The sequence below is a fragment of the Spirosoma sp. 209 genome (genome assembly GCF_002006735.1).
GTDB lineage: Bacteria > Bacteroidota > Bacteroidia > Cytophagales > Spirosomataceae > Spirosoma > Spirosoma sordidisoli.
Genome location: NZ_MVEC01000001.1, coordinates 194,759 through 217,887 on the forward strand (window position 1 = coordinate 194,759; position 23,129 = coordinate 217,887).

19 protein-coding genes are annotated in these 23,129 nt (G+C 55.9%); 13 read left to right on the forward strand and 6 right to left on the reverse strand.

All coding sequences use genetic code 11. The annotated features are described in order from the left end of the window. Positions 1-67 precede the first annotated feature (67 nt). Complete coding sequence (locus B1C80_RS00855; protein ID WP_077919155.1) at positions 68-394, forward strand: DUF721 domain-containing protein; 327 nt, start codon at positions 68-70, stop codon at positions 392-394. Here B1C80_RS00855 and B1C80_RS00860 read toward each other — a convergent pair. Then, positions 387-1,178 carry a polysaccharide deacetylase family protein gene (locus B1C80_RS00860; protein WP_077919156.1) on the reverse strand — a complete coding sequence of 264 codons (792 nt, stop codon included), beginning with the start codon at positions 1,176-1,178 and terminating at the stop codon, positions 387-389. The two genes, B1C80_RS00855 and B1C80_RS00860, sit on opposite strands and share 8 nt — an antisense overlap. Next, entirely contained in the window at positions 1,130-2,128 is a 999-nt protein-coding gene (locus tag B1C80_RS00865) for a glycosyltransferase family 2 protein (protein ID WP_077919157.1), read from the reverse strand. The genes B1C80_RS00860 and B1C80_RS00865 overlap by 49 nt, the downstream gene beginning before the upstream one ends. Before the next feature lie 163 nt (positions 2,129-2,291). On the opposite strand from B1C80_RS00865, the gene B1C80_RS00870 reads away from it, so the two are divergent. Further along, positions 2,292-3,308 (forward strand): ion channel, encoded by a 1,017-nt coding sequence (locus B1C80_RS00870; protein WP_077919158.1) that lies wholly within the window; start codon positions 2,292-2,294, stop codon positions 3,306-3,308. Positions 3,309-3,474: 166 nt separating this feature from the next. Here the strand turns inward: B1C80_RS00870 and B1C80_RS00875 are convergent, their stop codons facing one another. After that, positions 3,475-3,969: a nuclear transport factor 2 family protein gene (locus tag B1C80_RS00875; RefSeq protein ID WP_077919159.1), complete on the reverse strand. Its 495-nt coding sequence runs from the start codon at positions 3,967-3,969 to the stop codon at positions 3,475-3,477. Between the two features lie 239 nt (positions 3,970-4,208). On the opposite strand from B1C80_RS00875, the gene B1C80_RS00880 reads away from it, so the two are divergent. Then, on the forward strand, positions 4,209-5,138 hold the full coding sequence (locus tag B1C80_RS00880; RefSeq protein WP_077919160.1) for an LD-carboxypeptidase: 930 nt from the start codon (positions 4,209-4,211) through the stop codon (positions 5,136-5,138). A 6-nt stretch (positions 5,139-5,144) separates the two neighbouring features. Further along, positions 5,145-5,957: an SDR family oxidoreductase gene (locus B1C80_RS00885; protein WP_077919161.1), complete on the forward strand. Its 813-nt coding sequence runs from the start codon at positions 5,145-5,147 to the stop codon at positions 5,955-5,957. Positions 5,958-6,043: 86 nt separating this feature from the next. On the opposite strand, the gene B1C80_RS00890 is transcribed toward B1C80_RS00885, so the two are convergent. Then, positions 6,044-7,381: an amidohydrolase gene (locus B1C80_RS00890; RefSeq protein WP_077919600.1), complete on the reverse strand. Its 1,338-nt coding sequence runs from the start codon at positions 7,379-7,381 to the stop codon at positions 6,044-6,046. A gap of 288 nt (positions 7,382-7,669) precedes the next feature. Between B1C80_RS00890 and B1C80_RS00895 the strand changes: the two genes are divergently transcribed. From B1C80_RS00895 to B1C80_RS00925, 8 genes are all read left to right on the forward strand, one after another. Then, complete coding sequence (locus B1C80_RS00895; RefSeq protein ID WP_077919162.1) at positions 7,670-10,774, forward strand: TonB-dependent receptor; 3,105 nt, start codon at positions 7,670-7,672, stop codon at positions 10,772-10,774. Between the two features lie 23 nt (positions 10,775-10,797). After that, positions 10,798-12,297: a RagB/SusD family nutrient uptake outer membrane protein gene (locus tag B1C80_RS00900; RefSeq protein ID WP_077919163.1), complete on the forward strand. Its 1,500-nt coding sequence runs from the start codon at positions 10,798-10,800 to the stop codon at positions 12,295-12,297. 60 nt (positions 12,298-12,357) lie between these two features. Continuing rightward, positions 12,358-12,849: a hypothetical protein gene (locus B1C80_RS00905; protein WP_077919164.1), complete on the forward strand. Its 492-nt coding sequence runs from the start codon at positions 12,358-12,360 to the stop codon at positions 12,847-12,849. Positions 12,850-13,242: 393 nt separating this feature from the next. After that, complete coding sequence (locus tag B1C80_RS28620; RefSeq protein WP_236648549.1) at positions 13,243-14,202, forward strand: carboxypeptidase-like regulatory domain-containing protein; 960 nt, start codon at positions 13,243-13,245, stop codon at positions 14,200-14,202. Next, positions 14,193-16,388, forward strand: coding sequence for a SusC/RagA family TonB-linked outer membrane protein (locus B1C80_RS00910; protein ID WP_236648584.1), 2,196 nt, complete (start codon positions 14,193-14,195; stop codon positions 16,386-16,388). Before B1C80_RS28620 ends, B1C80_RS00910 begins: the two co-directional genes overlap by 10 nt. Before the next feature lie 84 nt (positions 16,389-16,472). Then, a complete protein-coding gene (locus B1C80_RS00915; RefSeq protein ID WP_077919165.1) occupies positions 16,473-17,975 on the forward strand; it encodes a RagB/SusD family nutrient uptake outer membrane protein in 1,503 nt (500 codons plus the stop codon). Positions 17,976-18,213: 238 nt separating this feature from the next. Next, positions 18,214-19,272 carry a 3-oxoacyl-ACP synthase III family protein gene (locus B1C80_RS00920; protein WP_077919166.1) on the forward strand — a complete coding sequence of 353 codons (1,059 nt, stop codon included), beginning with the start codon at positions 18,214-18,216 and terminating at the stop codon, positions 19,270-19,272. Between the two features lie 29 nt (positions 19,273-19,301). Further along, the gene (locus tag B1C80_RS00925; RefSeq protein WP_077919167.1) at positions 19,302-19,706 is read left to right on the forward strand and encodes a MaoC family dehydratase; all 405 of its coding nucleotides are present in this window, start codon (positions 19,302-19,304) and stop codon (positions 19,704-19,706) included. Between the two features lie 3 nt (positions 19,707-19,709). On the opposite strand, the gene B1C80_RS00930 is transcribed toward B1C80_RS00925, so the two are convergent. Next, a complete protein-coding gene (locus B1C80_RS00930) occupies positions 19,710-20,441 on the reverse strand; it encodes a sulfite exporter TauE/SafE family protein (RefSeq protein ID WP_077919601.1) in 732 nt (243 codons plus the stop codon). A gap of 79 nt (positions 20,442-20,520) precedes the next feature. Here B1C80_RS00930 and B1C80_RS00935 point away from each other — a divergent pair, with 79 nt between their 5' ends. Then, entirely contained in the window at positions 20,521-22,191 is a 1,671-nt protein-coding gene (locus B1C80_RS00935) for a S8 family peptidase (protein WP_236648551.1), read from the forward strand. A gap of 175 nt (positions 22,192-22,366) precedes the next feature. Here B1C80_RS00935 and B1C80_RS00940 read toward each other — a convergent pair whose 3' ends face one another. Further along, a complete protein-coding gene (locus B1C80_RS00940; protein WP_077919169.1) occupies positions 22,367-23,080 on the reverse strand; it encodes an SDR family oxidoreductase in 714 nt (237 codons plus the stop codon). Between the last annotated feature and the right edge of the window lie 49 nt (positions 23,081-23,129).

A 23,129-nucleotide genomic window follows, 5' to 3' on the forward strand; every position in this document is an offset into this window, starting at 1 on the left:
TCGGGGTCAGACCGCCTGCCGGATATCGTGTTTGTTCGCTACTTTTGTCTGGTAACACACCCAATCAATGAGCCAAACCTACCGATATAATCGTGAAAACGCCACCCGGGTGGCCGGTACAACCACGCTTAAAGACGCTATCGGGCAGCTGCTGAAACAGTATCAGTTACAGACGCGCTTCAACGAAACTTACCTCGAAGCGTTCTGGAGCCGCATGATGGGCCAGGCCATTGCCTCACGCACCAAACGGCTGTACGTCCGCGAACGTAAGCTCTATATTGAGATTACCTCTGCCCCGCTCCGCAACGAACTCGTCAACGCGAAGCAGAAACTGATTCAGGTGATCAACCGCGATATGAATGCCGAAGTGATTGATGATGTGGTCTTTATCTAGGTAATCCTTCGGCAAACTCCTGCATTGTCATAAACTCGCCCCGGCCTTTGAGGTCCTGCAACAGGGCGTCGACCCGGTCGAGCAGCAGCCCGCTCGAATGACGGCGAACGTAAGCCGGAATCTGACCATAGGCCGCCAGATCGGTAAACTCCCACGGATGTACGTACAGATTCAGAAAGCCGTCGGCCCGCAAGGTCTGGCGGCATAATTGTTTATAGAGGGCAAACGGAAAGTTTTTCAGACTAAGCCAGAACAGGGGCAGCCGAATCGAAGGCGTTACCGACGCCGGAATCTGCCAGACGCCCGACTCCCGAAACGGATGCCGGGGCTCGCCCCAGTGGTTATACCGGCCCGGCAGCCAGGTCGGATGCAGCGACGAATTGTACTGATACCCGGCCTGCTGTACATCAACCGGGTTGACATAGCCCATGCGGGCGCGCCGGAAACCGGTAACCGGGCGACCCAGCAACTCTTCAAGCGCCAGTCGGGACTTCAGCAGATCGGCGGGCTCGAAGGTAGTATGGTAATAGCCATGAGATGCAATCTCATGACGGGCGGCCAGCTGCCCCATCAGAACAGGTTCGTGTAGTGCGTAGTTGGCCGTAGTAAAGAGCGTAGCCCGTACATTATTCGATTCGAGCCGCTGGTTCAGGCTGATCAGGCCCCGCGTCGATACGGCTACCTGTTCGCTCAGCGGAATGGCATGGCCGAACTCCAGCGCCGTGTCAAATTCCTCTACGTCAACGGTGAATAAAATAGATCGTTCTGGGTAGTGGGTTGCCATGAAGTTACGGTCTCGTCAATATCACTTGTGTCGCTGATGATGTAGGCCGGTCTTCCTTTTACTTCAACGAACGTTTTTCCTAAATACACACCGATAATACCGATCATGATGAACTGCACGCCACCAATCAGGGCCAGCAGCACAACCAGCGTTGTCCAGCCCGACACGGTCGCGTCGGTGAAGAAATATTCATACAACACCTCCACGCCGAACAGAATAGCAAACAGCGACATACCGAAACCCAGCATAACGGACAAATAAAGCGGCCGGGTAGAGAACGAGGTAATCCCCATAGCGGCCAGTTTCAGCATTTTCCGGATGGAGTATTTTGATCGGCCGGCATACCGGGCAGCGGGCTCGTACAGCATACGACATTGCCGGAAGCCAACCCAGGAAATGGCCCCGCGTAAAAACAGATCATTCTCCTTGAATTGCCGGATTACGTCGATAACTTTCCGGTCGAGCAGCCGGAAATCCGCAGCCCCATCTTCGAGCTCCAGGTCCGAAACCCGGCGCAGCAGCTGGTAGAAATACTTCGACGAGTTTCGTTTGAACCAGGAGAGTTTCGGATCGGGACGACGTACGGTGTAAACGACCTCATAGCCCTGCCGCCATTTCTCGATCAGCGTCGGGATCAGTTCAGGGGGGTGCTGCAGGTCGGCGTCGAGGCAGATGACGGCGTCGCCACGCGCGTTTTCGTAGCCGGCCCGTAAGGCCATCTGGTGACCGAAATTGCGCGAGAACGAGATAAATCGAACCGCCGGATACGTCTGGCTCAGCTGCCGGAGCACATAGCGGGTCTGATCGCTGCTGCCATCATCAACGATCAGTATTTCGTAAAGACCCTCAGAAGCCATGACCGATGTTAGTCGTTGTACCAACACGGTCAGGTTCTCTTCTTCATTAAAGGCTGGCACGACTAGGCTAATCATACCTGGTTGCAGCTTCATAGGTTTACTTACTAAATAATTAGATAGGTACGGTGGTTACGCTGCTGCGCGAAGTCAAAGTTAAGTACATATACTTAATGCCAAATAACTAAAAAATTAAAGTTAGCTTAAACTTAACGCAGGATCGGCTTAGCAATAATGCCACAACTTGTATTGTTTATCCATGAAAAAGCCCATGTTATCCAACAGAAAATCAGGAAAGCAGCGGTTATACGGCGCAGACAGCCAGCTGGTTGATCAGGAAGAACGACGGCTCGATCTGGGCTTCGGCTCCACCTTTACCGATCCTAACTCCCGACTGATTAATAAGGACGGCAGCATTAACGTTACCCGAACCAACACCTCGTTCTGGGATCGGGTAAACCTCTACAACCGGCTGATTACGATGAACTGGCCCTCCTTTTTTGGGGTGGTACTCCTGCTGTATTTCTCGGAGAATGTGGTATTCGCCTGCATCTATATGCTGGTCGGTCCTGAATACCTGCTCGGTCTGGATAAGGTGACAGATGGGAGTCCTCTGGGACAATTCTGGGGGGCCTTCTTCTTCAGCGCCCAGACCCTTACTACCGTTGGCTACGGCCACATCAGCCCCTCAGGTTACTTAGTCAGCGCTATTGCCGCGCTTGAGTCAATGATCGGTCTGCTGGCTTTCGCGCTGGTGACGGGGCTTCTGTATGGCCGTTTTTCGCGTCCTGTGGCACATATACGCTTTTCGACCCACGCCTTGTTTGCGCCTTACCTGGATGTGAATGGCTGGATGTTTCGTATCGTTCACCAGCGCGCTAATCAGCTGATCGACGTGCAGGTAGACGTATCATTGTCGCGGCTGGAAACCCGACCCGACGGAGTGCGTTATCGGCGATACTACAATCTGGAGCTGGAGCGCAATCGGGTAAACTTCTTTCCCACCAACTGGACGCTGGTACATCCCATCACGCCGGGCAGCCCGTTACAGCAATGTACGCCCGACGATCTGGCCGAATCGGATGCCGAATTTCTGATCCTGTTGCGAGCTACTGACGATACCTTTTCGCAGGTTGTGCATACCCGCTATTCCTATCGGTACGATGAGGTTTTATGGGGCCGGAAATTTCTGCCGATGCTGGATGGCAACCAATCGGGCGGGGCCTTACTCGATCTCGCCAAGCTGGATGACACGGTCGACGCTCCGCTCAACTGACCTCGTTGGCTTGCTTAGCTCACCGCCCGCCTACCGCACGTACTTAGCCATAATTCACTCTTCCATCTACGTATGTATAAGTATAATTTTTGAGTAATACGAACTTTATGTTTACAAACCCATCGGCTTGGGTACCTTCGCTCCCTGATTTTAGTCAGGATTGGCGTTATCGGTTAGCGGCCGGCTCCGGTTCAAAATACATGACACCGGCATGTACAATTTTCCACTGCTCTCCCTCCCGCTCAAGGTAGCGTACCTGCTGGCTATGGGTAGTTGGCCGACCATGGCAGCGCATTACCTGGCAAAAGGTGACGAAAGCGGCATCGCCCCGAATCCGGATTCGATAGTCCTGATTGACAAACACGGATGAGTCGGGTTCGGCCATCTGACGAAACGAGCTGGTCAGCCCCCGGCGTAGGGCCGTCTGTTCGCCCTGCGCCACGACCACCCGGCCGTCTCCCAGGCTAACCCGCTGCGATAGTTCCGTATGAGTAGCCCAGCAGCTGGCCTGCTCTGTCGCATTGCGGTTCAGGTAAGCCTGTGCCTCCCGTTCAATAACGACACAGATTGCCCGTTCATCGGCTGGCAGCGACTGGGCAATAAGGATCCGGCTAAACAGCACGAAACCAAGGGTAATACCAAATTGATACACGCGGTTCATAGTCGTGAAGGAAGGATTCAGGGCAGCATAACAAACCGCTGACAAACAATAGTTTATTCAGACAGAGCCGAACCCGATCAAACCTAAACCACATCCCCTAAACCACAAAACGGGTTGATTGAACGGTGCCTCCTGTTGAGTAAGAGGGCAAACGAAAGCCCAGCTTCACCTGGCGACTCTCCCTCAACTTCCCGACCCGGCACTACCCAAAAGCAGAACAATCCGTTTACTTTGCCAGCATGTTTACTGACGAATCTGTTCTAGTAACTCCTCCCGTTCTGCGCCCCGGCGATACGGTGGGGGTTGTATCGCCCGCCAGCTGGTTTCCGTATGAAGAGCTGGCCGAAGGGTTACGCATCTTACGCGACGACTGGCAGCTTACGGTTATCGAGGGCAACAGCCTGCGGGCCCAGGAGGGTCCGTTTGCGGGCTCTGACGAGTTGCGCCGGGCGGATCTGCAACGGTTCTTCGATGATCCGTCGGTGAAGGCCGTATTCGCTACGCGGGGTGGATACGGTTGCTACCGGCTGGCCGACGAACTTGACCTCACCGGTTTGCGGACTTCCCCGAAATGGCTCGTTGGATTCAGCGATGTGACGGTGCTGCTCAGCTTATTTTATACGGCGGGTATTGTCAGCCTGCACGGCCTGATGCCCCGGCAGTACGGCCAGCCCGAACGCGCCGAGGCCCTGGAGTCGGTACGGCAATGGTTGTTCGGCGAGCAGCCCGGTGCCTATACCGTAGCTGCTCATCCCCTCAACCGGGCGGGTCAGGCGTCGGGGCCACTGGTAGGCGGCAACCTGACCATGCTGATCAATTCGATCGGCACCCCAACGGATGTGGATCTGACCAGCACGATTCTGTTCATTGAAGATATTGACGAGACCCTGTTCTCGCTCGACCGCATGATGACTCAGTTGCGCCGGGGTGGTCGTTTGGCGAAGCTGGCGGGGCTCGTGGTCGGGCAGTTCACCGACATGCGTACCAATCCGTCGTTGCCGTTCGGAAAAGACGCTTACCAGCTGATTGCCGAGGCCGTGTCCGCCTACTCGTACCCGGTTCTGTTCAACTTTCCGGCGGGTCATGTCGATGTTAACCTGGCCCTGCCCATCGGGAAACAGGCTATCGTAACGACCGAGCCCTCGGGAGCTACTCTTACATTCCGATAAAAACATATGGACGTATCTGCCGGACAAGTAATCTGGATTACCGGAGCTTCCTCGGGTATTGGTGAGGCTCTGGGCCTGGCGCTGGCGCAGCCCGACTCCCCCTTTCCTAATCCCAGGCTGGTTTTGTCGGCCCGGCGTGCGGAGGAGCTGCAGCGGGTTGCCGACCTGACCGGTCTCCCCAGTCAGCACCTGCTGGTGCTTCCCCTAGACATGACCGATGTGGCCAGTCTGCCCGCGCATGTCGATACCGTTTTCCAACACTTCGGTCGTATCGATTACGTCTTTCAGAACGCCGGCATTACCCAGCGCAGTACCGTGGCCGATACCGACCTGGCCGTTTACCACCGGCTGATGGATGTCAACTTTTTCGGCGTAGTGGCCCTCACCAAAGCCGTATTGCCTGCCATGCTGGAACAGGGTAAGGGGCACTTTGTGGTGACGAGCAGCGTAGCGGGCAAGCTCGGTACCAAACAACGGTCGGGCTACTGCGCCAGTAAACACGCGCTGCACGGCTTCTTCGATGCGCTCCGGGCCGAAACCCACGCGGCCGGGTTGCGGGTCACGCTAGTCTGCCCCGGCTACATTCAAACGCCTATTTCACTCCATGCTCTTGGCCCCGACGGACAGGTACACGGCAAAATGGACAAGCATCAGGAAGTGGGTATGCCCGCGGCTGTTTTTGCCCAGCGGCTGCTCAGGGCCGTGAAGCAGCAAAAAGAAGAAGTGTATATAGGCGGATCGGAAACGTACGGTATTTATATCAAACGATTCTTCCCTGGCCTTCTGTCCCGGATTTTGCGGAATCGTGAAGGCAGCTGATCGACCCACAAAAAGCGACTACCGGATCGATCCTTTTTGAGCAGGGAATCGATCCGGTAGTCGCTTTGTTTGATATAACTCAGGCGTTACTTGCCGCTTACCGCAGCTACTTTGCCAGTCTGACTCATGTAGTCGACGGTCAGGTGGCAGAGCGTTTTCATGCCAAGTACGAAGCAGCTCTCATCGATCTGGAAATCGGGGGTGTGGTGCGGGGCCGCTTCCTCTACCTTCTTCCCTTTAGTCATCCCGCCCAGGAAGTAGAAGAAGCCGGGTATCTTCTGCTGGTAGAAGGAGAAGTCTTCGGCCCCGGTTTGCGCCGGTGTAATTCTGACATTGTTCTTACCCGCTACCGCTTCGAGCGTTGGCACCATCTGATCGGTCAGTTTCGGATCGTTATAAGTGACCGGATACATGATATCGATTTTCACATCGGCCTGGGCACCGGCGCTCTCGGCAATGTTCGTAGCCACCTCGTTGATCCGGCGGTGGATGGTTTTCTGCATGCTGTTGTCCAGCGACCGGATCGTACCGATCATGTTTACTTCTTCCGGAATGATGTTCTGCCGGATGCCACCGTGGATAGCCCCTACCGTAACCACCGCGGCATTCTCGGTCAGGGGCAGGTTCCGGCTAACGATCGTCTGGAGGCCCATCACCACCTGCGAGGCCGTTACGATCGGGTCGACGCCGGACCAGGGCGAAGCACCGTGCGTCTGCTTCCCTTTCAGTTTGATGGCAAACTGATCTACTGCAGCCATGGTAGCGCCCGGCCGGTATTTGATGGTGCCGACTTCGGTTTGCGAGTTGATGTGCAGTCCAAAAATGGCGTCGACTTTCGGATTGTCGAGTACCCCTTCTTTAACCATCAGGTAGGCTCCTCCCTCTTCGCCCTGGGGTGCTCCTTCTTCGGCGGGCTGGAAAATGAATTTTACCGTTCCGTGAAGTTCATTTTTTACCGAGGCCAGCACTTCGGCCGCCCCCATCAGCATAGCCACGTGGGAGTCGTGCCCACAGGCATGCATGATGCCTGTCTGCTGGTTGTTATATTCAGTACGGACCTCGGACTTGAAAGGCAGGTCGACGCGTTCGGTTACCGGCAGGCCATCCATATCGGCCCGCAGCGCAACCACCGGGCCGGGTTTACCACCCCTGAGTATACCGACCACCCCGGTTTTACCGACGCCGGTTTTTACCTCCATACCCAGTGCCTGCAGATGAGCAGCCACCTTACCCGCCGTCCGGAACTCCCGGTTGCCGAGCTCAGGGTACTGGTGAAAATCACGACGCCAGGCAACCACTTTTTTCTCCAAACCTTCGGCTGTTTTATCCATTCGGGCTGAAAGACTCGTTTGCTGAGCATTTACTGTTTGAGCAATCAAGGCCAGACCGGCAAAAATTTGAAAGCGCTGTTTGTATGAAATCATCAAAATATCCAAGTTTATCTGTACGTACATTAATCTGATTTTTGCCAAAAATACCAAATAAATCGTAAATACTTTCCATAAAAACAGCAATTAAACTAACCAATAGAGCTAATAATCAGTTAATACTCGTACATCTATAGATGGTTAGCCAATATGTAACGGTCTGACTACTTATTCTCCGGAAAAGAATAAAAATGTATCATCTATATATGCTACAGATTTCACATCTCTTATCTTTGCGTCTTATTTAACGGTACATCTCAATGTAATTCTAATCTCTACTCACAAATGCGCAAAATTTTATTTGGAAGCTGGTTGCTTTCGTTATTGTTCTGCCTGCCGGTTCTGGCGCAGGAAATAGCAGTAAGTGGCCGCGTCACTTCATCAGACGACGGCTCCACCCTACCCGGTGTGAGCGTACAGGTAAAAGGTACTACCCGCGGCACAACAACCGATGCCGACGGTAATTACCGGATTAGTGCTCCTGCCAACGCCCGGTTGGTATTCAGTTTTATCGGTTTTCTATCGCAGGAAGTAGCCGTTGGCAACCGCAGTACCGTGAACGTTCGTCTGGATAATAACGCCCAGGAGCTGAACGAAGTCGTAGTGACGGGTTACGGCGGTACCGTGAACCGGCGCGAGTTTACCGGCGCCAGCTCGAAAGTAGCCGGCGCTACGGTCTCGAACCTGCCGGTTGGTAGCTTCGATAAGGCCCTGGCAGGCCGGGCAGCCGGTGTGCAGGTAACGTCGGCCAACGGCGTACCGGGTGGCGCGATTCAGATACGGGTTCGGGGTGTCGGCTCGATCTCGGCCGGTAGCGATCCGCTCTACGTTGTCGACGGTGTTCAGCTGAACACCACCAACAACTCAACCTTTACCAGCAGTAACCCACTGGCGTTTCTGAACCCCAGCGACATCGAATCGATCGAGATTCTGAAAGACGCAGCGGCCGCTTCTATTTACGGATCGCAGGCCGCCAACGGGGTTGTACTGGTAACGACCAAGCGCGGTAAAGCCGGTAAAACCCAGATTTCCGTCAACTATTTTACGGGGGTTGCCGATCCGATCAAAAAGCTCGACGTACTCAACACCCAGGAGTGGATTGCCCTGCGCACGCAGGCCCGCATCAACGGGGGGCAGACCAGCGAAGCCGCCCGGGCAGCTGTGCTGAGCACCATTCGTCAGCCAACGACCCTGAGCGACGCCGACATTGCCGCGCTGCCTACCTACGACTGGCAGGATGCCGTATACAAGCGGGGTATCACCAACAACTACGAGCTGGGCCTGAACGGTGGTAACGACAAAACCCGCTTCTATGTATCGGGGTCGTATTACACCCAAAGCGCTAACATCGTCAATGTCGATTTCAAGCGCGGTACGCTGAACACGACGCTGACGCACCAGATCAACCCCAAGCTGTCTATTGACCAGACGCTCAAGATGAGTACCATCTCGGCACGGGGTCAGTTCGGTGGCCCGAACGGCGGATCGTTCCTGGGTGCGGGTGCGTTTGCTTCGCCCCTGATTATTCCAAGTATTCCCATCTACAACCCGGACGGGTCGTATTTCGGACCACCCTCGCAGGGGGGTATCCCGGGTATCCTGAACCAGAATATCCTGCAGGTTAGTGAGTTGAACACCATCCGGGCCGACATCAACCAGTTTGTCGGTAGCCTGGCGCTGAACTACAAAGTGATCGACGGTCTGACCATTCGTCCGTTTGTCAGCCTCGACTATCGTATCATCCGGGGCCGGAACTTCTCGGATCCACGGACGGCCGATGGCTTCAACGTACGCGGCCGGATTCAGGATCAGCTGAACGAGAACAAGAACTTCCTGACCAACATCACGGCCAACTATAACAAGCTGTTTGCCGGCAAGCATGATGTGGGTCTGTTGCTGGGCGCCGAGTACCGCTCCGATGTGAACGAGAACCTGGCGACTAACATCACCAACGTACCGACGCCTGACTTCAAGTACGCCAGTGCGGCAGCGCTGCCCCAGAACATCTTCGGCACGTTCAACAACTTCCGTAAGGCATCTATCTTCGGAAACATCAAGTACGACTTCAACAAGAAGTATAACCTGAGCCTGATTGGTCGTCTGGACGGTTCGAGCCGGTTCGGATCCAACTATCGGTATGGTTTCTTCCCGTCCATATCGGGAGCATGGCTGGTTACCGAAGAGGATTTCCTGAAAGGCAACAACCTGGTCAGCGACCTGAAACTGCGGGCCTCGTTCGGTACAACGGGTAACGACCAGCTGGGTTCGCTGTTCAACCAGTCGAACTTCCCCGGCCTGGGTCTGGTCAGCGCGGGTTTTGATTACAACGGTGCGGCCGGTTTTGCCCCCACGCAGCTGGCTAACCCTGACCTGCGGTGGGAAACCAACGAGACGACCAACATCGGTCTTGACTTCGGTTTCTTCCAGAACCGCCTGACGGGTTCGGTAGACGTGTTCAGACGGGTTAGTAGAGACCTGCTGCTGCCGTTCAACCTGCCGTTTACCAGCGGTTACTCGACCATCTCGCGCAACGTGGGTTCGGTAGAGAACAAAGGGCTTGAAATCGAGCTGAACTCGGTGAACCTGAAAGCAGGGCCGTTCCAGTGGCGCTCTACGTTCAACATCACCTTCATCGAGAACAAGGTAACGTCGCTGTACCCGGGTATCGTCCCCCTGGCCAACCCCGACAGTGCCATTACCCTCGCCTATACCGACTTCTACGGAGTAGGCCGGACGGCCATCCTGGGTCGGCCGCTGCAGGCGCAGTACACCACCGACTATGCTGGTGTTAACCCAGCCACGGGTCGGCCGATGTTCCGCGATTTTGCCGGCAATATTACCTACACTCCGATTACGCCCCGTGATCAGAAGTATTTCGGTACGGAGCTGCCCAAGTTCTACGGCGGTTTCAACAACACCTTCACCTACGGTGGGCTGACGCTCGACGTGCTGTTCCAGTACGATTACGGCCGGCGGTCGTTCAATTCGCAGACGTCGTTCCTGGCCGAGCTGGCTGGTCGTGACTTCAACGCCCTGCGCTCGGTATACGACCGTCGCTGGCAACAGCCGGGCGACATCACCGATGTGCCGCGCCCCATCAACGGTAACATCGAAACCCGCGGGGTTAGTGGTCTGGGCGGTACCCGTACCCTCGAAGACGCTTCGTACCTGCGCCTGAAGCAGATCACGCTGGCGTATGATGTACCAGCTGCCGTTTCGAAACGGATTGGTGCGTCGAAAGCCCGGGTATACATCCAGAGCGCCAACCTGCTTACGTTCACCAACTGGACGAGCTACGATCCTGAGTTCCTAAACTTCGGCGGCAACGGTAACACCGGGGTTGTACCGAACTCGAAAACCTACCAGGCAGGTATCAACCTAACGTTCTAATTCAGCCAACGATTTTTGACTCCATGCGTACAATCAAACATATATGGTCCCTGGGCCTGCTCACTACCGGTATATTGACGGTAACGGCCTGCTCAAACCTGCTCGATGTCGATCCACGATCGAACGTTGACTCGCAGTCGGCGCTGACCACTGCCGAAGGCCTCGATGCTGGCCTGAATGGTATCTATGACCGACTGCAAAACACAGCACTCTACGGTCGCGATATGCTGGCCGTAGCCGAAGCGCTGGCCGACAATGCTCAGGCAACTAACAAGTCGGGTCGTCTGAACAACGAAAACCGGAACATTGCCGGTTCATCATTCGGAACAACCTTTGCTCCGGGCACCTGGCAATCTGCCTATTTTGCCATTAACCAGGCCAACCTGATTCTGGACGCCCTGCCCGGCGTGACGGCCCTGACCGACACCAACCGTCGGAACTCGATCCGGGGACAGGCTCAGTTTCTGCGGGCGCTGCTGTACCATGATCTGATGCGGATTTACGCGTATGATCCAGGGGTAGAAATCGCCCAGAACAGTCGGGGTGGCGTTCCCCTGCTGACGACTGGCGTGCTGAACCAGGGACAGATTACGTTCCCGGCCCGGGCGCCTATTGCCGACGTTTACACACAGATCTATTCTGACCTGCAGGGTTCGATCAATTCGTTCGGCCGCAGCGCAGGTAGCAATGGCACACTGCCAACCAACGGGAACCTACAGGCCGCTCAGGTGCTGTTCTCGCGGGTAGCCCTGTACAACAAGGATTACGCCACAGCCGTCAAAAACGCGACGGATGCCATCGCTGGCACGGTTAAACTCTCGCCGAATGCATCGTACGTAGGTGGCTGGCGGGCTCCGCGCAATCCGGAGTCGGTGTTCGAACTGGCGTACACCACGCCGGAAAACATCGGGGTGAATAACGCGCTGCAAACGACCTACACGACGCTGGTTCGCGTTGGTGATCGGACGGCAACGGGTGGTTTTGGTGATCTGGTGCCGAACAATGCTTTTATCGCCGAACTCGAAGCCGAGAAGAACACAGCCGGCCAAGCCCTCGACATCCGTCGGCAGTTGTACGAGCTGGGCACGACGGGTCGGGGCAACGCCTTCATCGAGTGTACCAAGTTCCTGGGCAAAAACGGCATCATCAACCTGGACAACGTTCCGGTTATCCGCATCTCGGAAGCCTACCTCAACCGGGCCGAAGCCAACGCCATGCTGGGTAACACCGCCAATGCACTGGCCGATCTGAACGTTATCCGCACCCGCTCGGGTCTGCCGGAGCGTACCGGCCTGACCGGCGATGCCCTGCTGAACGAGATTCTGCGGCAGCGTCGGCTGGAGTTTGGGTTTGAAGGTCACCGCTGGTTCGATCTGAAACGGCGCGGGCAGGATGTCATCAAGACCATTCCGCTCACTACAACGCCTAATAACGTTCCGTACAACGATTTCCGCATCCTGGCGCCTATTCCGGTCAATGAGTTATCGACCAACAAAAGCGTTCGGCAGAATTTCGGTTACTAACCTGCTCTTCAGGCCCTTCTTCAGCACGAAGGGCCTGAAGACATCAACCATTCGTTTTCAATGAAAAAAATACCTGGATTTATAGCGGGTGCTTTAGCGCTGTTGATGCTCCACGCCTGCGACAATAGTATCGATAAAGTCTTCGACGAAGAGACCCTGGTCGAATTTAACGAAGCCATTCTGCGGACCAATGCTACGGGTCGGCCTTATTCGATAACGGCTCTGCCCAATAGCGTAACGGCCGGCAGCTCCAGTGTTGCCACCATCAATCTGGTTGGCCGCCAGCGGACCAGCGACCTGACGGTGCGGGTCTTCGTTGATCCGGCAGCTACTACAGCCTCTCCGAACAGCTACACACTCTCTAACGGCGGAAATGTAACTATTCCGGGAGGACCCAATGGACGCAATGCAGGGTCACTCACGGTGACAGTTGGCCGGGCCACCAGTTCTACCGCGCCCATGGCCAATCTGGTACTGGTCATTGATAGTACCAGCACGGAGTTCAAACCAAGCCAGAACTACAAGAGACTCGGTTATTCATTCCGTCAATAGTTGATCTACTTACTCGACAAAAAAGGCCCGATTCGTCATGAATCGGGCCTTTTTTGCTAAAAAAAGTCTATTTCAACTAAGAAAATGTCAATATACGCCTACCTGAGCCTAAATGGACGTCAATCATAAAAGTCGGCGTTATACAACTCGCCAATTACTTACCTATAGCTAAGTATATATACTTACAAACGTTGGACGTAAATATGATACGTATAAGTATTTATACATAGGTTATTTTTTATAAATAAGTCTACTAGATCTAAGGACAAAGTAATTTTAATACAACTATTCATATAGGAATATAATTTATTTAATAGTCCATTTGTTATACCGAATAAATTGTTTGTACTTTTGCAGCCAAGTTTTACCATTTTTTCTAACCTAATCATAAGTATGATCAGAATTTTATTTGGAAGCTGGCTACTTACACTTCTTTTGTTCATTCCTGCTTTGGCGCAGGATGCAGCAGTGAGTGGCCGCGTCACTTCATCAGACGACGGCTCCGCCCTTCCAGGCGTGAGCGTACAGGTAAAAGGTACTACCCGTGGCACAACAACCGACGCGGATGGCAAGTACCGGATCAATGTATCGGGCAACGCCCGGCTTGTGTTTAGCTTCATTGGTTTCTCCAGCCAGGAAGTAGCCGTTGGCAATCGGGCCAGCGTAAACGTTGCGCTCACCAGCGATGCCTCGAACCTGAACGAAGTCGTTGTAGTCGGCTACGGTTCGCAAAGCAAAAAAACCATTACGGGTGCGGTATCGTCGGTAGAAGGGTCGGTAATTGCCAACAAGCCCGTACAGAGCTTTGATCAGGCCTTGCAGGGCCGGGCGGCTGGCGTGAACATCGTCACCCCGAACGGCGTCCTCAACAACGCTCCGGTCATTCGCGTGCGGGGCGTATCGTCGATTAGTGGTTCATCGTCTCCGCTGATCGTGATTGACGGTTTGCCCATCAACTCGGGCAACGTATCGTCGGGCGGCTTTACGGTCAACAACCCCCTGGGCGACATCAACCCGAACGACATCGAATCGCTCGAAATTCTGAAAGACGCGGGAGCGACGGCTATCTACGGGTCGCGCGCTGCGGCCGGGGTTATCCTGATCACCACCAAGAAAGGAAAAGAAGGCCGCGCTCAGGTGAGCTACGACGGCTGGGCGGGTGCTACGCAGCCGTTCCGTCTCTTCAACATGCTCAACGCGCAGGAGTTCATGACCATCAAGAACGAAGCCGCCCGCAACGCCGGTCTGCCCGATCAGTTCTTCCCGACCCTGAACCCCGATGGCAGCATTGTTGACACCGACTGGTACGATTATACCGGACGGGTTTCCAGCAAAACCACAACATCAACGTAAACGGCGGCACCAAAGACACGCGTTATGCCTTCTCGGTTGGCTACACCAATCAGCAGGGTATGATTCAGAAAAACGATTTCAGTCGGGTTACGGGCCGGATGAATATTTCGCATCAGCTGAACAAAGCCATCCGCATCGGGTCGAACATTACCCTCGCCAACAGCTTCAACCGGTCGCCGAACACGGGTACCCGCGGTGCGTTCAGCACGGGTGGTCTGGGTCGTCTGCCGCTGGTACTGGCTCCGAACGTAGCCCCTTATAACGCCGATGGTACGTACAACATTAACCGCTCCAGCAATAACCTGGGCCTGGGTAATAACCTGGTTGGCCCCGGCGGCTACTACAACCCGCTGCCCGACCTTGATTTGAGCAAATTCACCTCGGAAAACACTCACATCATTGGTAATATTTTTGCCGATGTGAACCTGTTCAAAGGGTTGACCTTCCGCACTTCGTACGGTACCGACCGGACAACGGTAGAAGACATCGACTTCCGGAACGGCGTCCATGGCGAAGGCGGTACCAACGGTGGCCAGGCGTTCAACATTTATTCGAACGTCAAACTGTGGAACCTGCAGAATTACCTGACCTACGATTTCGGCTTCGGGAAGCACTCGTTCCAGACCGTAGTCGGTACCGAGCAGCAGAAGTTCACGTATGACAGCTGGGGCGGTTCGCGTCAGGGCCTCTCCGATCCGTTCTTCACGACCTACCAGGGTAACTTCACCACCAACAACCCGCCCGCTGGTAACTTTCAGACGCAGACTGGTCTGTCGTCTTACTACGCCCGGGTCAACTACGATTTCGATAAGAAATACCTTTTCAACATCAACTTCCGGCGCGACGGCTACTCGGCCTACGCAGTAGGTAACAAGTGGGGTAACTTCGCTGGCGGATCGGTTGGCTATCGTATTTCAGAAGAAGACTTCTGGAAAAACTCACGGCTGGGTTCGGTTATGAACGAGTTCAAACTGCGGGCCAGCTACGGTCAGGTGGGTAACACCGGTATTGGCAGCTTTGCCTCGCTCAGCCTGTTCAACTCCGGCCTGTACGGCACCGTACCTACCTTCGTGTTTGCTCAGGCGGGTAACCCCGATCTGCGTTGGGAGGTCAGCAACAGCCTGGATCTGGGCATTGCCTTTGGTCTGTTCAACGACCGCATCACGGGCGAATTCACTTATTACCAGAAGCGCGTAAACGACCTGGTCCTGCCCGAACCGACTGCCCCATCGCGTGGTATTCCGGGCAACAGCATTGCGACCAACGTTGGCTCGATGGAGAACAAAGGTATTGAACTGGCCATCACGTCGAATAACATCACGAAAGGTAAGTTCAACTGGACAACCAGCTTCAACATTGCCACCCTCGAGAATAAAGTGCTGGCCCTGGCCAACAACAATGCCGATATCTTCGGCTTCACGGGCGATCTGGAAAGCGCCAACATTGTTCGCGTAGGTGAGTCGATCGGTAGCATCTTTGCCATCCGGACGGCTGGCGTTAACCCGGCTAACGGTCAGCGGATCTTCGTTCGCACCGTCACCAACGCCGATGGTACAACCCAGGACCGCCAAATTCAGTACAACCACGCAGCCGCTCCTGCCCAGCGCTGGACTTACGTTGACAACGGGACGGTAGCGCCGGCCATTTCGGGTAGCGACCGCGTAGTGGTGGGTAACGCCCTGCCCAAGTGGTTCGGTGGTTTCGACAACACCTTCCGCTACGGCAACCTGGAGCTGGGTATCTTCCTGCAGTATTCGGGTGGTAACGTAATCTACAATGGTACCAAAGCCGGTCTGCGCGATCAGCGCCCCTGGAACAACCATACCGACATGCTGAACCGCTGGCAGCAAGCCGGCGACATCACCAACATTCCACGTCCGGTGCTGAACGATAACGTCTCGAACGGATCGGCCAACCCGATCACCGAAAACGTAGAAAAAGGTGATTTCATCCGGGGTCGTAACCTGTCGCTGTCGTATACGCTCCGGAACGATCTGCTCCGCAAGGCTAACATTTCGTCGCTGCGTCTGTACGCTCAGGTGCAGAATGCCTTCGTGATCACCAAATACACCGGTGCTGACCCCGAGGTATCGACCAACCGCGATACCAACATTGCTCCCGGCATCGACCGGAACTCGGCCCCACAGGCCCGGACCTACACGTTTGGCGTTGGTCTTAACTTCTAATCAGCCGGTTTGCTGACCGGGTCTGGCCGAACCATTTTGTTCGGCCAGACTCAGGCAGCAGTCTATAAACGACGCATATCGACCATGAAATTATATCCATTTCAACATACATTTTCTCGTACCCGGCGTGGACTGCTCAAGTCCGTATTCGCCACGGCGCTGATCAGCGTATCGCTGACAGCCTGTAACGAAACCGAATTGCTGAACCCAACGCCCCTGACATCGCTGGCTGATCTTGAAGCCTTCAAGAACCCCGACAGGGTACTGGCACAGGTGAACGGGTTGTACGCCAGCGTTAAGTCGGGCCAGTTTCTGGGGGGCCGTTACCTGGTTTACATCGACGTACGGGGTGAGGAGTTCCTGAACGTAACCAACAACGGGGTTACTGCCCTTGGTGCCTGGAACCACACGCAGAACTCGCTCTCGAACGAACCGACCAACCTCTGGAACGCGGCCTATCTGGCCATCAACCGGATGAACCTCTTCCTGGCCGGTCTTGACGCGAACCCAAGCGTCATTGACGCAGCGCTGGCCAACCAGTACCGCGCCGAAGCCCGGTTCCTGCGCGCGCTGACGTATCTGCAGATGGTGCAGCTTTACGCGCAGCCGTTCACGAAAGACAACGGTGCCAGCCCCGGTCTGCCGCTTCGCCTGAAAGCTGAAGTAGGAACGGGCAACAACGACCTGGCCCGTTCTACGGTTGCTCAGGTGTATGCCCAGGTGCTGGAGGATCTGAACTTTGCCGAGCAGAACCTGCCCGCTACCTACGCCAACGCCACCCTGAACACGACCCGCGCGCACAAGAACACCGCCATTGCGCTCAAGACCCGTGCGTATCTGAACATGGGCCGCTGGGCCGACGTGGTGACCGAAGCCAACAAGATCGTGTCGACAGCCGCTCCCTTCCGGGCGGCATCGGGTGTAGCGCATCAGCTGCAGGCCAGCGTTCTGACGCCGTTCTCGAACTACATCACGACCGAGTCGATCTTCTCGATGCCGATGAGCAGCAACGACCTGCCCGGCACCCAGAATGGCCTCGGCAGCTACTACCTGGCCGTAATCGGTATCGGTGACTTCAGCCTGAACCCCGCCGGGATCATTGGCAACGCAGCCTTCGCCAGCACCGACGCCCGCCGTGGTTTTATTCGGAATGACTTTGTAAGCGATCAGAGCCGCAACCGCCTGACCAAATTCCCGACCGGGCCGCAGCATACCGACTGGGTTCCCGTAATCCGGTATGCCGAGGTGCTGCTCAACCTGGCCGAAGCCAAAGCCCGGCTGACCCCAGGCGCGGTTGATGAACAGGGCCTGGCCCTGCTGAACGCCGTTCGCGGCCGGTCTAACCCCGCCGGTGTGTATACCGCAGCTGGTTTGGGCACGGGTACCGCCCTGGCCAACGCCATTCTGCTCGAACGCCGGATCGAACTGCTCGGCGAAGGGTTCCGGTCAAACGACCTCCTTCGGACCAACCAGCCGCTGCCTGCCAAAGGCACGATCCAGGCTGTGCCGGCAACCGCTTCAGTCTACATCTGGCCAATTCCGCAAACGGAGCTGAACGTGAACAAAGCCGCTGTTCAGAACCCATAAGCAACCAGCCGATACCCATATTGGCTGATCGTTGTCCAACAAAAAAGTCTCCTGCCTCTGCGGGAGACTTTTTTGTTGCCCGATTTACTGACAAACAGACGTTTTTTGGGTTGTGTATACAATCAGGCTTGAGGTGTAGCTGGTCGGCCACGGTAAAGCCCGGGGCTATTACTTCCCTACGAAAGCCAGTTAGCCGGCGCACAACGTCCCGACTACAACATCCGTGAACTTCTGCTGAATGATTAACGCCCGAATTGCCGGTATCGGCCATTACCTGCCCGAACGGGTAGTGCCCAACAATGAACTGGCGCCCCGAATGGACGTAGCCGATACCTGGATCGAAGAACGGACCGGCATCCGCGAACGCCGATATGCGCTGTCTGGAGAAGAAACGGCTACCACTATGGGCGCTGCGGCTTCCCGCATTGCCATCGAGCGAGCCGGTATAACCCCCGACGATATCGACTTTATTGTATTCGCGACCATGAGTGCCGACTACCTGGTGCCGGGCTGCGGAGTCCTGCTGCAACGCGAACTGGGCATAACCCATCGCGAGGTGGGCGCGCTCGACATCCGAAACCAGTGTTCCGGTTTTTTATATGCGCTGTCGGTAGCCGATAAATTCGTCAAAACCGGCACGTATCGGAACGTACTGGTGGTGGGTGCCGAGCGACAATCGTTCAACCTGGATTACAGCCCCCGCGGCCGCGATGTGGCGGTGTTGTTTGCCGATGGCGCCGGTGCGGTTGTGCTGCAGCCCTCCGACCAGCCCGACCGGGGTATACTATCAACGCACCTGCATGCCGATGGTACCTATGCCGAAGAGTTGAGCATTATCAACCCCGGTAGCCATGGCAACTATCACTTTAACCGATATAAGCCCCAGTACCTGAACGCCGAGAACGAGTTTGTTCATCCCAACGATGGGCCGTTCGAACCACCTTATCTGTTTACGGGGGTGTTCAACGGCTTTCAGGTCATAAAAAAAGCGTTCGAGAAGTTTCCGGCCGTAATCGGGGAGGCTATCCGGGCCAATAACCTGACCCTCGACGCGGTAGATTTTTTTGTGCTGCATCAGGCCAACGGACGTATATTGGAGTTCGTGCAGCGCAACATGAATTTGCCCGTCGGAAAACTCTGGAACAACATACAACGGTATGGCAACACCACTTCGGCCTCGGTTCCTATTGCCCTCAGCGAACTCTGGGAAGCCGGTAAGATCCGCGATGGTCATGTGGTTTGCCTGTCGGCGTTCGGCAGTGGGTTTACGTGGGCGTCGGCGCTGATTCGCTGGTAATCTGATCTCTCACCTGGCTGTTTACTCCTATGCAAGTTGGCGATACCTTTACCTACCTCTATCACTTTTCGCAGGATGACGTCCGGCGGTTTGCCGACATTACCGGCGACGATAACCCGCTTCACCTCGACCCGGCCTACGCGGCTACTACGCCGTTTAAACGCCCGATCATGCACGGTATGCTGAGCGCGAGCGTTTTCGCCCGCGTGTTTGGTCGTAATTTTGGCGGCACGGGGGGCGTTCATCTCTCGCAAATGCTGGAATTTGTGCGCCCCATGTATCCCGATACCGATTACGAAGCCAGGTTTGAATGCCGATCCATCGATACCCGTCGCCATACGGCCGAAATCACCTGTACCGTGGTAGACCCGGCCACCGGCAAGGCTACCCTGCGCGGTACCGGCGTCGTGTTCCACAAAGACATGTTCGTGTAGGTCCTACGTAAAGATCAGCTTTATACAGGCTACCCCAACGCTCAGCGCCAGCAGGTACCGTAGCGTGGGTACGTTGAACCGATGACTTCCCAGGTAGCCGCCCAGCACCCCGCCGGCGAAAGCAGCACCGATCCAGCTGTACACTGCCGGATCGGGCGAGTAGCCTTTGCTGAGGAGGCCGAAAAAGCCCGAGAGCGAGTTTACAAAAATGAACAGGGCCGACGTAGCCGCCACTTCTTTGAGCCGGGCCCACCGAAACAGCAGCATGAGGGGGCTAAGTAGGATCCCTCCGCCAATCCCGATCATGCCTGATAACAGGCCAATAAGTCCGCCCGTCAGTAAGCCCGCTCCCAGCGGAATGGGCCTCGGTTCGGCTTCGTCGCCCCGAACCGACCAGAGGAGTCGGACCACCACCAGGAGCAGACAGGCCGCCAGCAGCTGCCGATACAGGGTGTCACTCAGCGGAATTTTAGCGCCTATGAAAGCCAGCGGCACGCTGGCTACAGCAAATGGCCAGAACGTACGCCAGCGAAAATGCCCCGCCCGGTAAAACTGAATGAACGACACCGTTGATACGAACAGGTTCAGCAGCAGGGCCGAAGGCTTCAGCAAAGCCGGTGCTACGCCGAACAAGGCCATGGTAGCCAGGTACCCGCTGGCTCCGCCATGCCCAACGGACGCATAGACAAAGCCGACCATGAACAGACAAACCAGAAAAACGAGAGAAGAATCCATACAACAAACCGTTTCTACCAAAGAGACACCAACTCCCGCCGGGAAGGTCGTATTTTGTCGAAAGATAGTCCCGATTGCCATGATTCTGCGCGCCCTGTCGCTTATCGTTTCTCTTTTCTGCCTGTTGCCAGCCAACCGGGCCAGCGCCCAGCAGCCTATTAAAAATACGCGCTGGAAAGATGTATTATCCAGTCCGGATCAGCCACCCCGTACCTGGGCGCACCTCGACCCGCTGACCGACTCTGTGGCCGGCATCAGCCTGAACCGGGCATATGAACTCCTCAAAGGCAGGCCGTCGGTACCGGTCGTGGTGGGCGTACTCGACTCGGGCGTGGACATCGAGCACGAAGATCTGCGCGAGGTGATCTGGACCAACGACAACGAAATAGCCGGCAATCAGGTCGACGACGACAAGAACGGCTACCCGGACGATCGAAACGGCTGGAACTTCATGGGCGGACCAAACGGACAAACCTACGAGTACGACCAACCCGAAATCACCCAAACATACCTGCTCCTCCGCAGTCGCTACGACACCGCCGACCCAGCCACGATACCACCGGCTCAACAGCGCCAGTACGAAACCTACCGCGCAGCCAAACGACTTTACCTGCCCCGCTACCAGGCCAGCCGGGCCAAACTGCTGGCGTTTACCGATACGGCCCGGTTCTGGCAGGTAGCCGAACGGCTCGCTCCGCTACTGCCCGGGTCCTCTGTAAGCCAGCAGGCCATCCGGGCCGTTGATCTGGCTCCCGATTCAGTAGCGATTGCGGTGCGTAACGTACTGGCCGACGCCTATAATCCGCAATACGGCGCGTTTGGCACCTACCTCCGGCTGGTTCGTCAGAACTGGCTACGCTTCCGGCAGATCGTGGGGGGAGAAGCACTCATTGCCTACAATCCGGACTACAACGCCCGCCAGCTGCTCGTTGGCGACGATCCGGCAAACCTGAACGAGCGTTTCTACGGCAGCCCAACCATGCGGCTCGCCGGCTCCGACCAGCTGGCGGTGCACGGCAGCCACGTAGCCGGCATCATCGGCGCCAGGCGCGGCAACGGACGGGGTATCGACGGCGTCGCGGATAACGTTCGGATTATGCCCGTATCGATGGTGCCTGCCAACGGCGACGAACGGGACAAAGACATTGCGAATGGCATTCGGTACGCCGTGGAAAACGGCGCCAAAGTCATCAACATGAGTTTTGGCAAGAGGCTGTCGCCCTTCAAGGAGCAGATCGATGCGGCCGTTCGTTTTGCCGAAGCCCGTGATGTGCTGATCATACACGCGGCCGGAAACAACGGTGAAAACTACGATTCTCTCCCCTCCTACCCATCGGCCCGGTATGCAGACGGGCAGCTGGCGCAGAACGTACTCACGGTAGGCAACAGCACCTGGCAACTGGATGCCAATCTCCCCAGCCAGTCGTCCAACTACGGCGCGCAAACCGTCGACCTGTTTGCGCCGGGCACCGATATACTGTCTACGGTACCGAACGGCGGCTACGCCAGCTTTTCGGGCACCAGCATGTCGGCTCCCTGTGTGGCCGGTGTAGCCGCCCTGCTGCGCGCCTATTTCCCGACATTAACGGCCCTACAGGTCAAAGAGATTCTGCTGGCGAGCAGCTACCGCCCCGACATTCAGGTTCGAAAACCCGGCCGCTCGGCTACCCTGGTTCCTTTCCGCAGCCTAAGCCGGTCAGGGGGAATTGTCAACGCGTATCAGGCCGTAAAGCTGGCCCTGGAGAAATAGGCTACCGTATCCGTCACCGTGGGGACAGAGACCACACTGACGGGAAACCTAACTCCGTTACCGTGGTCCGTGTCCCCACGGACTACTCGTCCGGATGGTATTGGCTTATCAGTGTGGTCCGACTGCGCGTCCCGGTGTCCTCACGGACCACGGTGACGGGAAACCCAGCTCATCTTTACCAAGCGGCTTCGTGTTTATCGTGCCAGAACTTACCGGTTTCGGTAGAAGGCGCTGAGGTGGCAAGCCAGACGATGGTTTCGGCACCTTTCTCGACGGGACGACTGGCGTGCGGCCCGCCCATGTCTGTCTGGACCCAGCCCGGATCGACACAGTTGACAACGATGCGATGCTCCTGAAGCGCTGCCGCAAACTGACGGGTAACCGCATTGAGAGCCGCTTTAGAAATACTATACGCCGGGGCATAGGTGCTCATTGTTTGAAGCGCACCGGCTCCACTCGAGACGTTGATGATCCGCCCTCCGTTGGGTGACTTCTGCAGATAGGGCAACGCATCCTGGGTGACCATAATTGGACCGGTCACGTTCGCTTTCAGGGTCCGGTCGAGCATTTCCGGGTTGAGCTTCACGATATCTTCGCCATGGTCTTCCAGGATACCCGCGTTATTGATCAGCACATCCAGGTGATCGGCTTTCTGCGAGAGCGTGCCGAAGGCTGTTTTGACACTGACCGGATCCGTCACGTCGAGTTGAATAAAGGTTGCTTCGTAGCCTTCCTGACAAAGCTCCTCGGCGGCTTCGCGGCCTTTTGCTATATCACGAGCCCCGATAAATACGGCAAACCCCTGCTGAGCAAGCTGCCGGGCTGTTTCTTTACCAATTCCTTTATTGGCTCCCGTAATCAAAGCCGTACGCTGATGTTCAGTTTTCATACTATGGGTACTTCGCTACCCGCCAAATTGTTCACGGGCAGCGGACCGT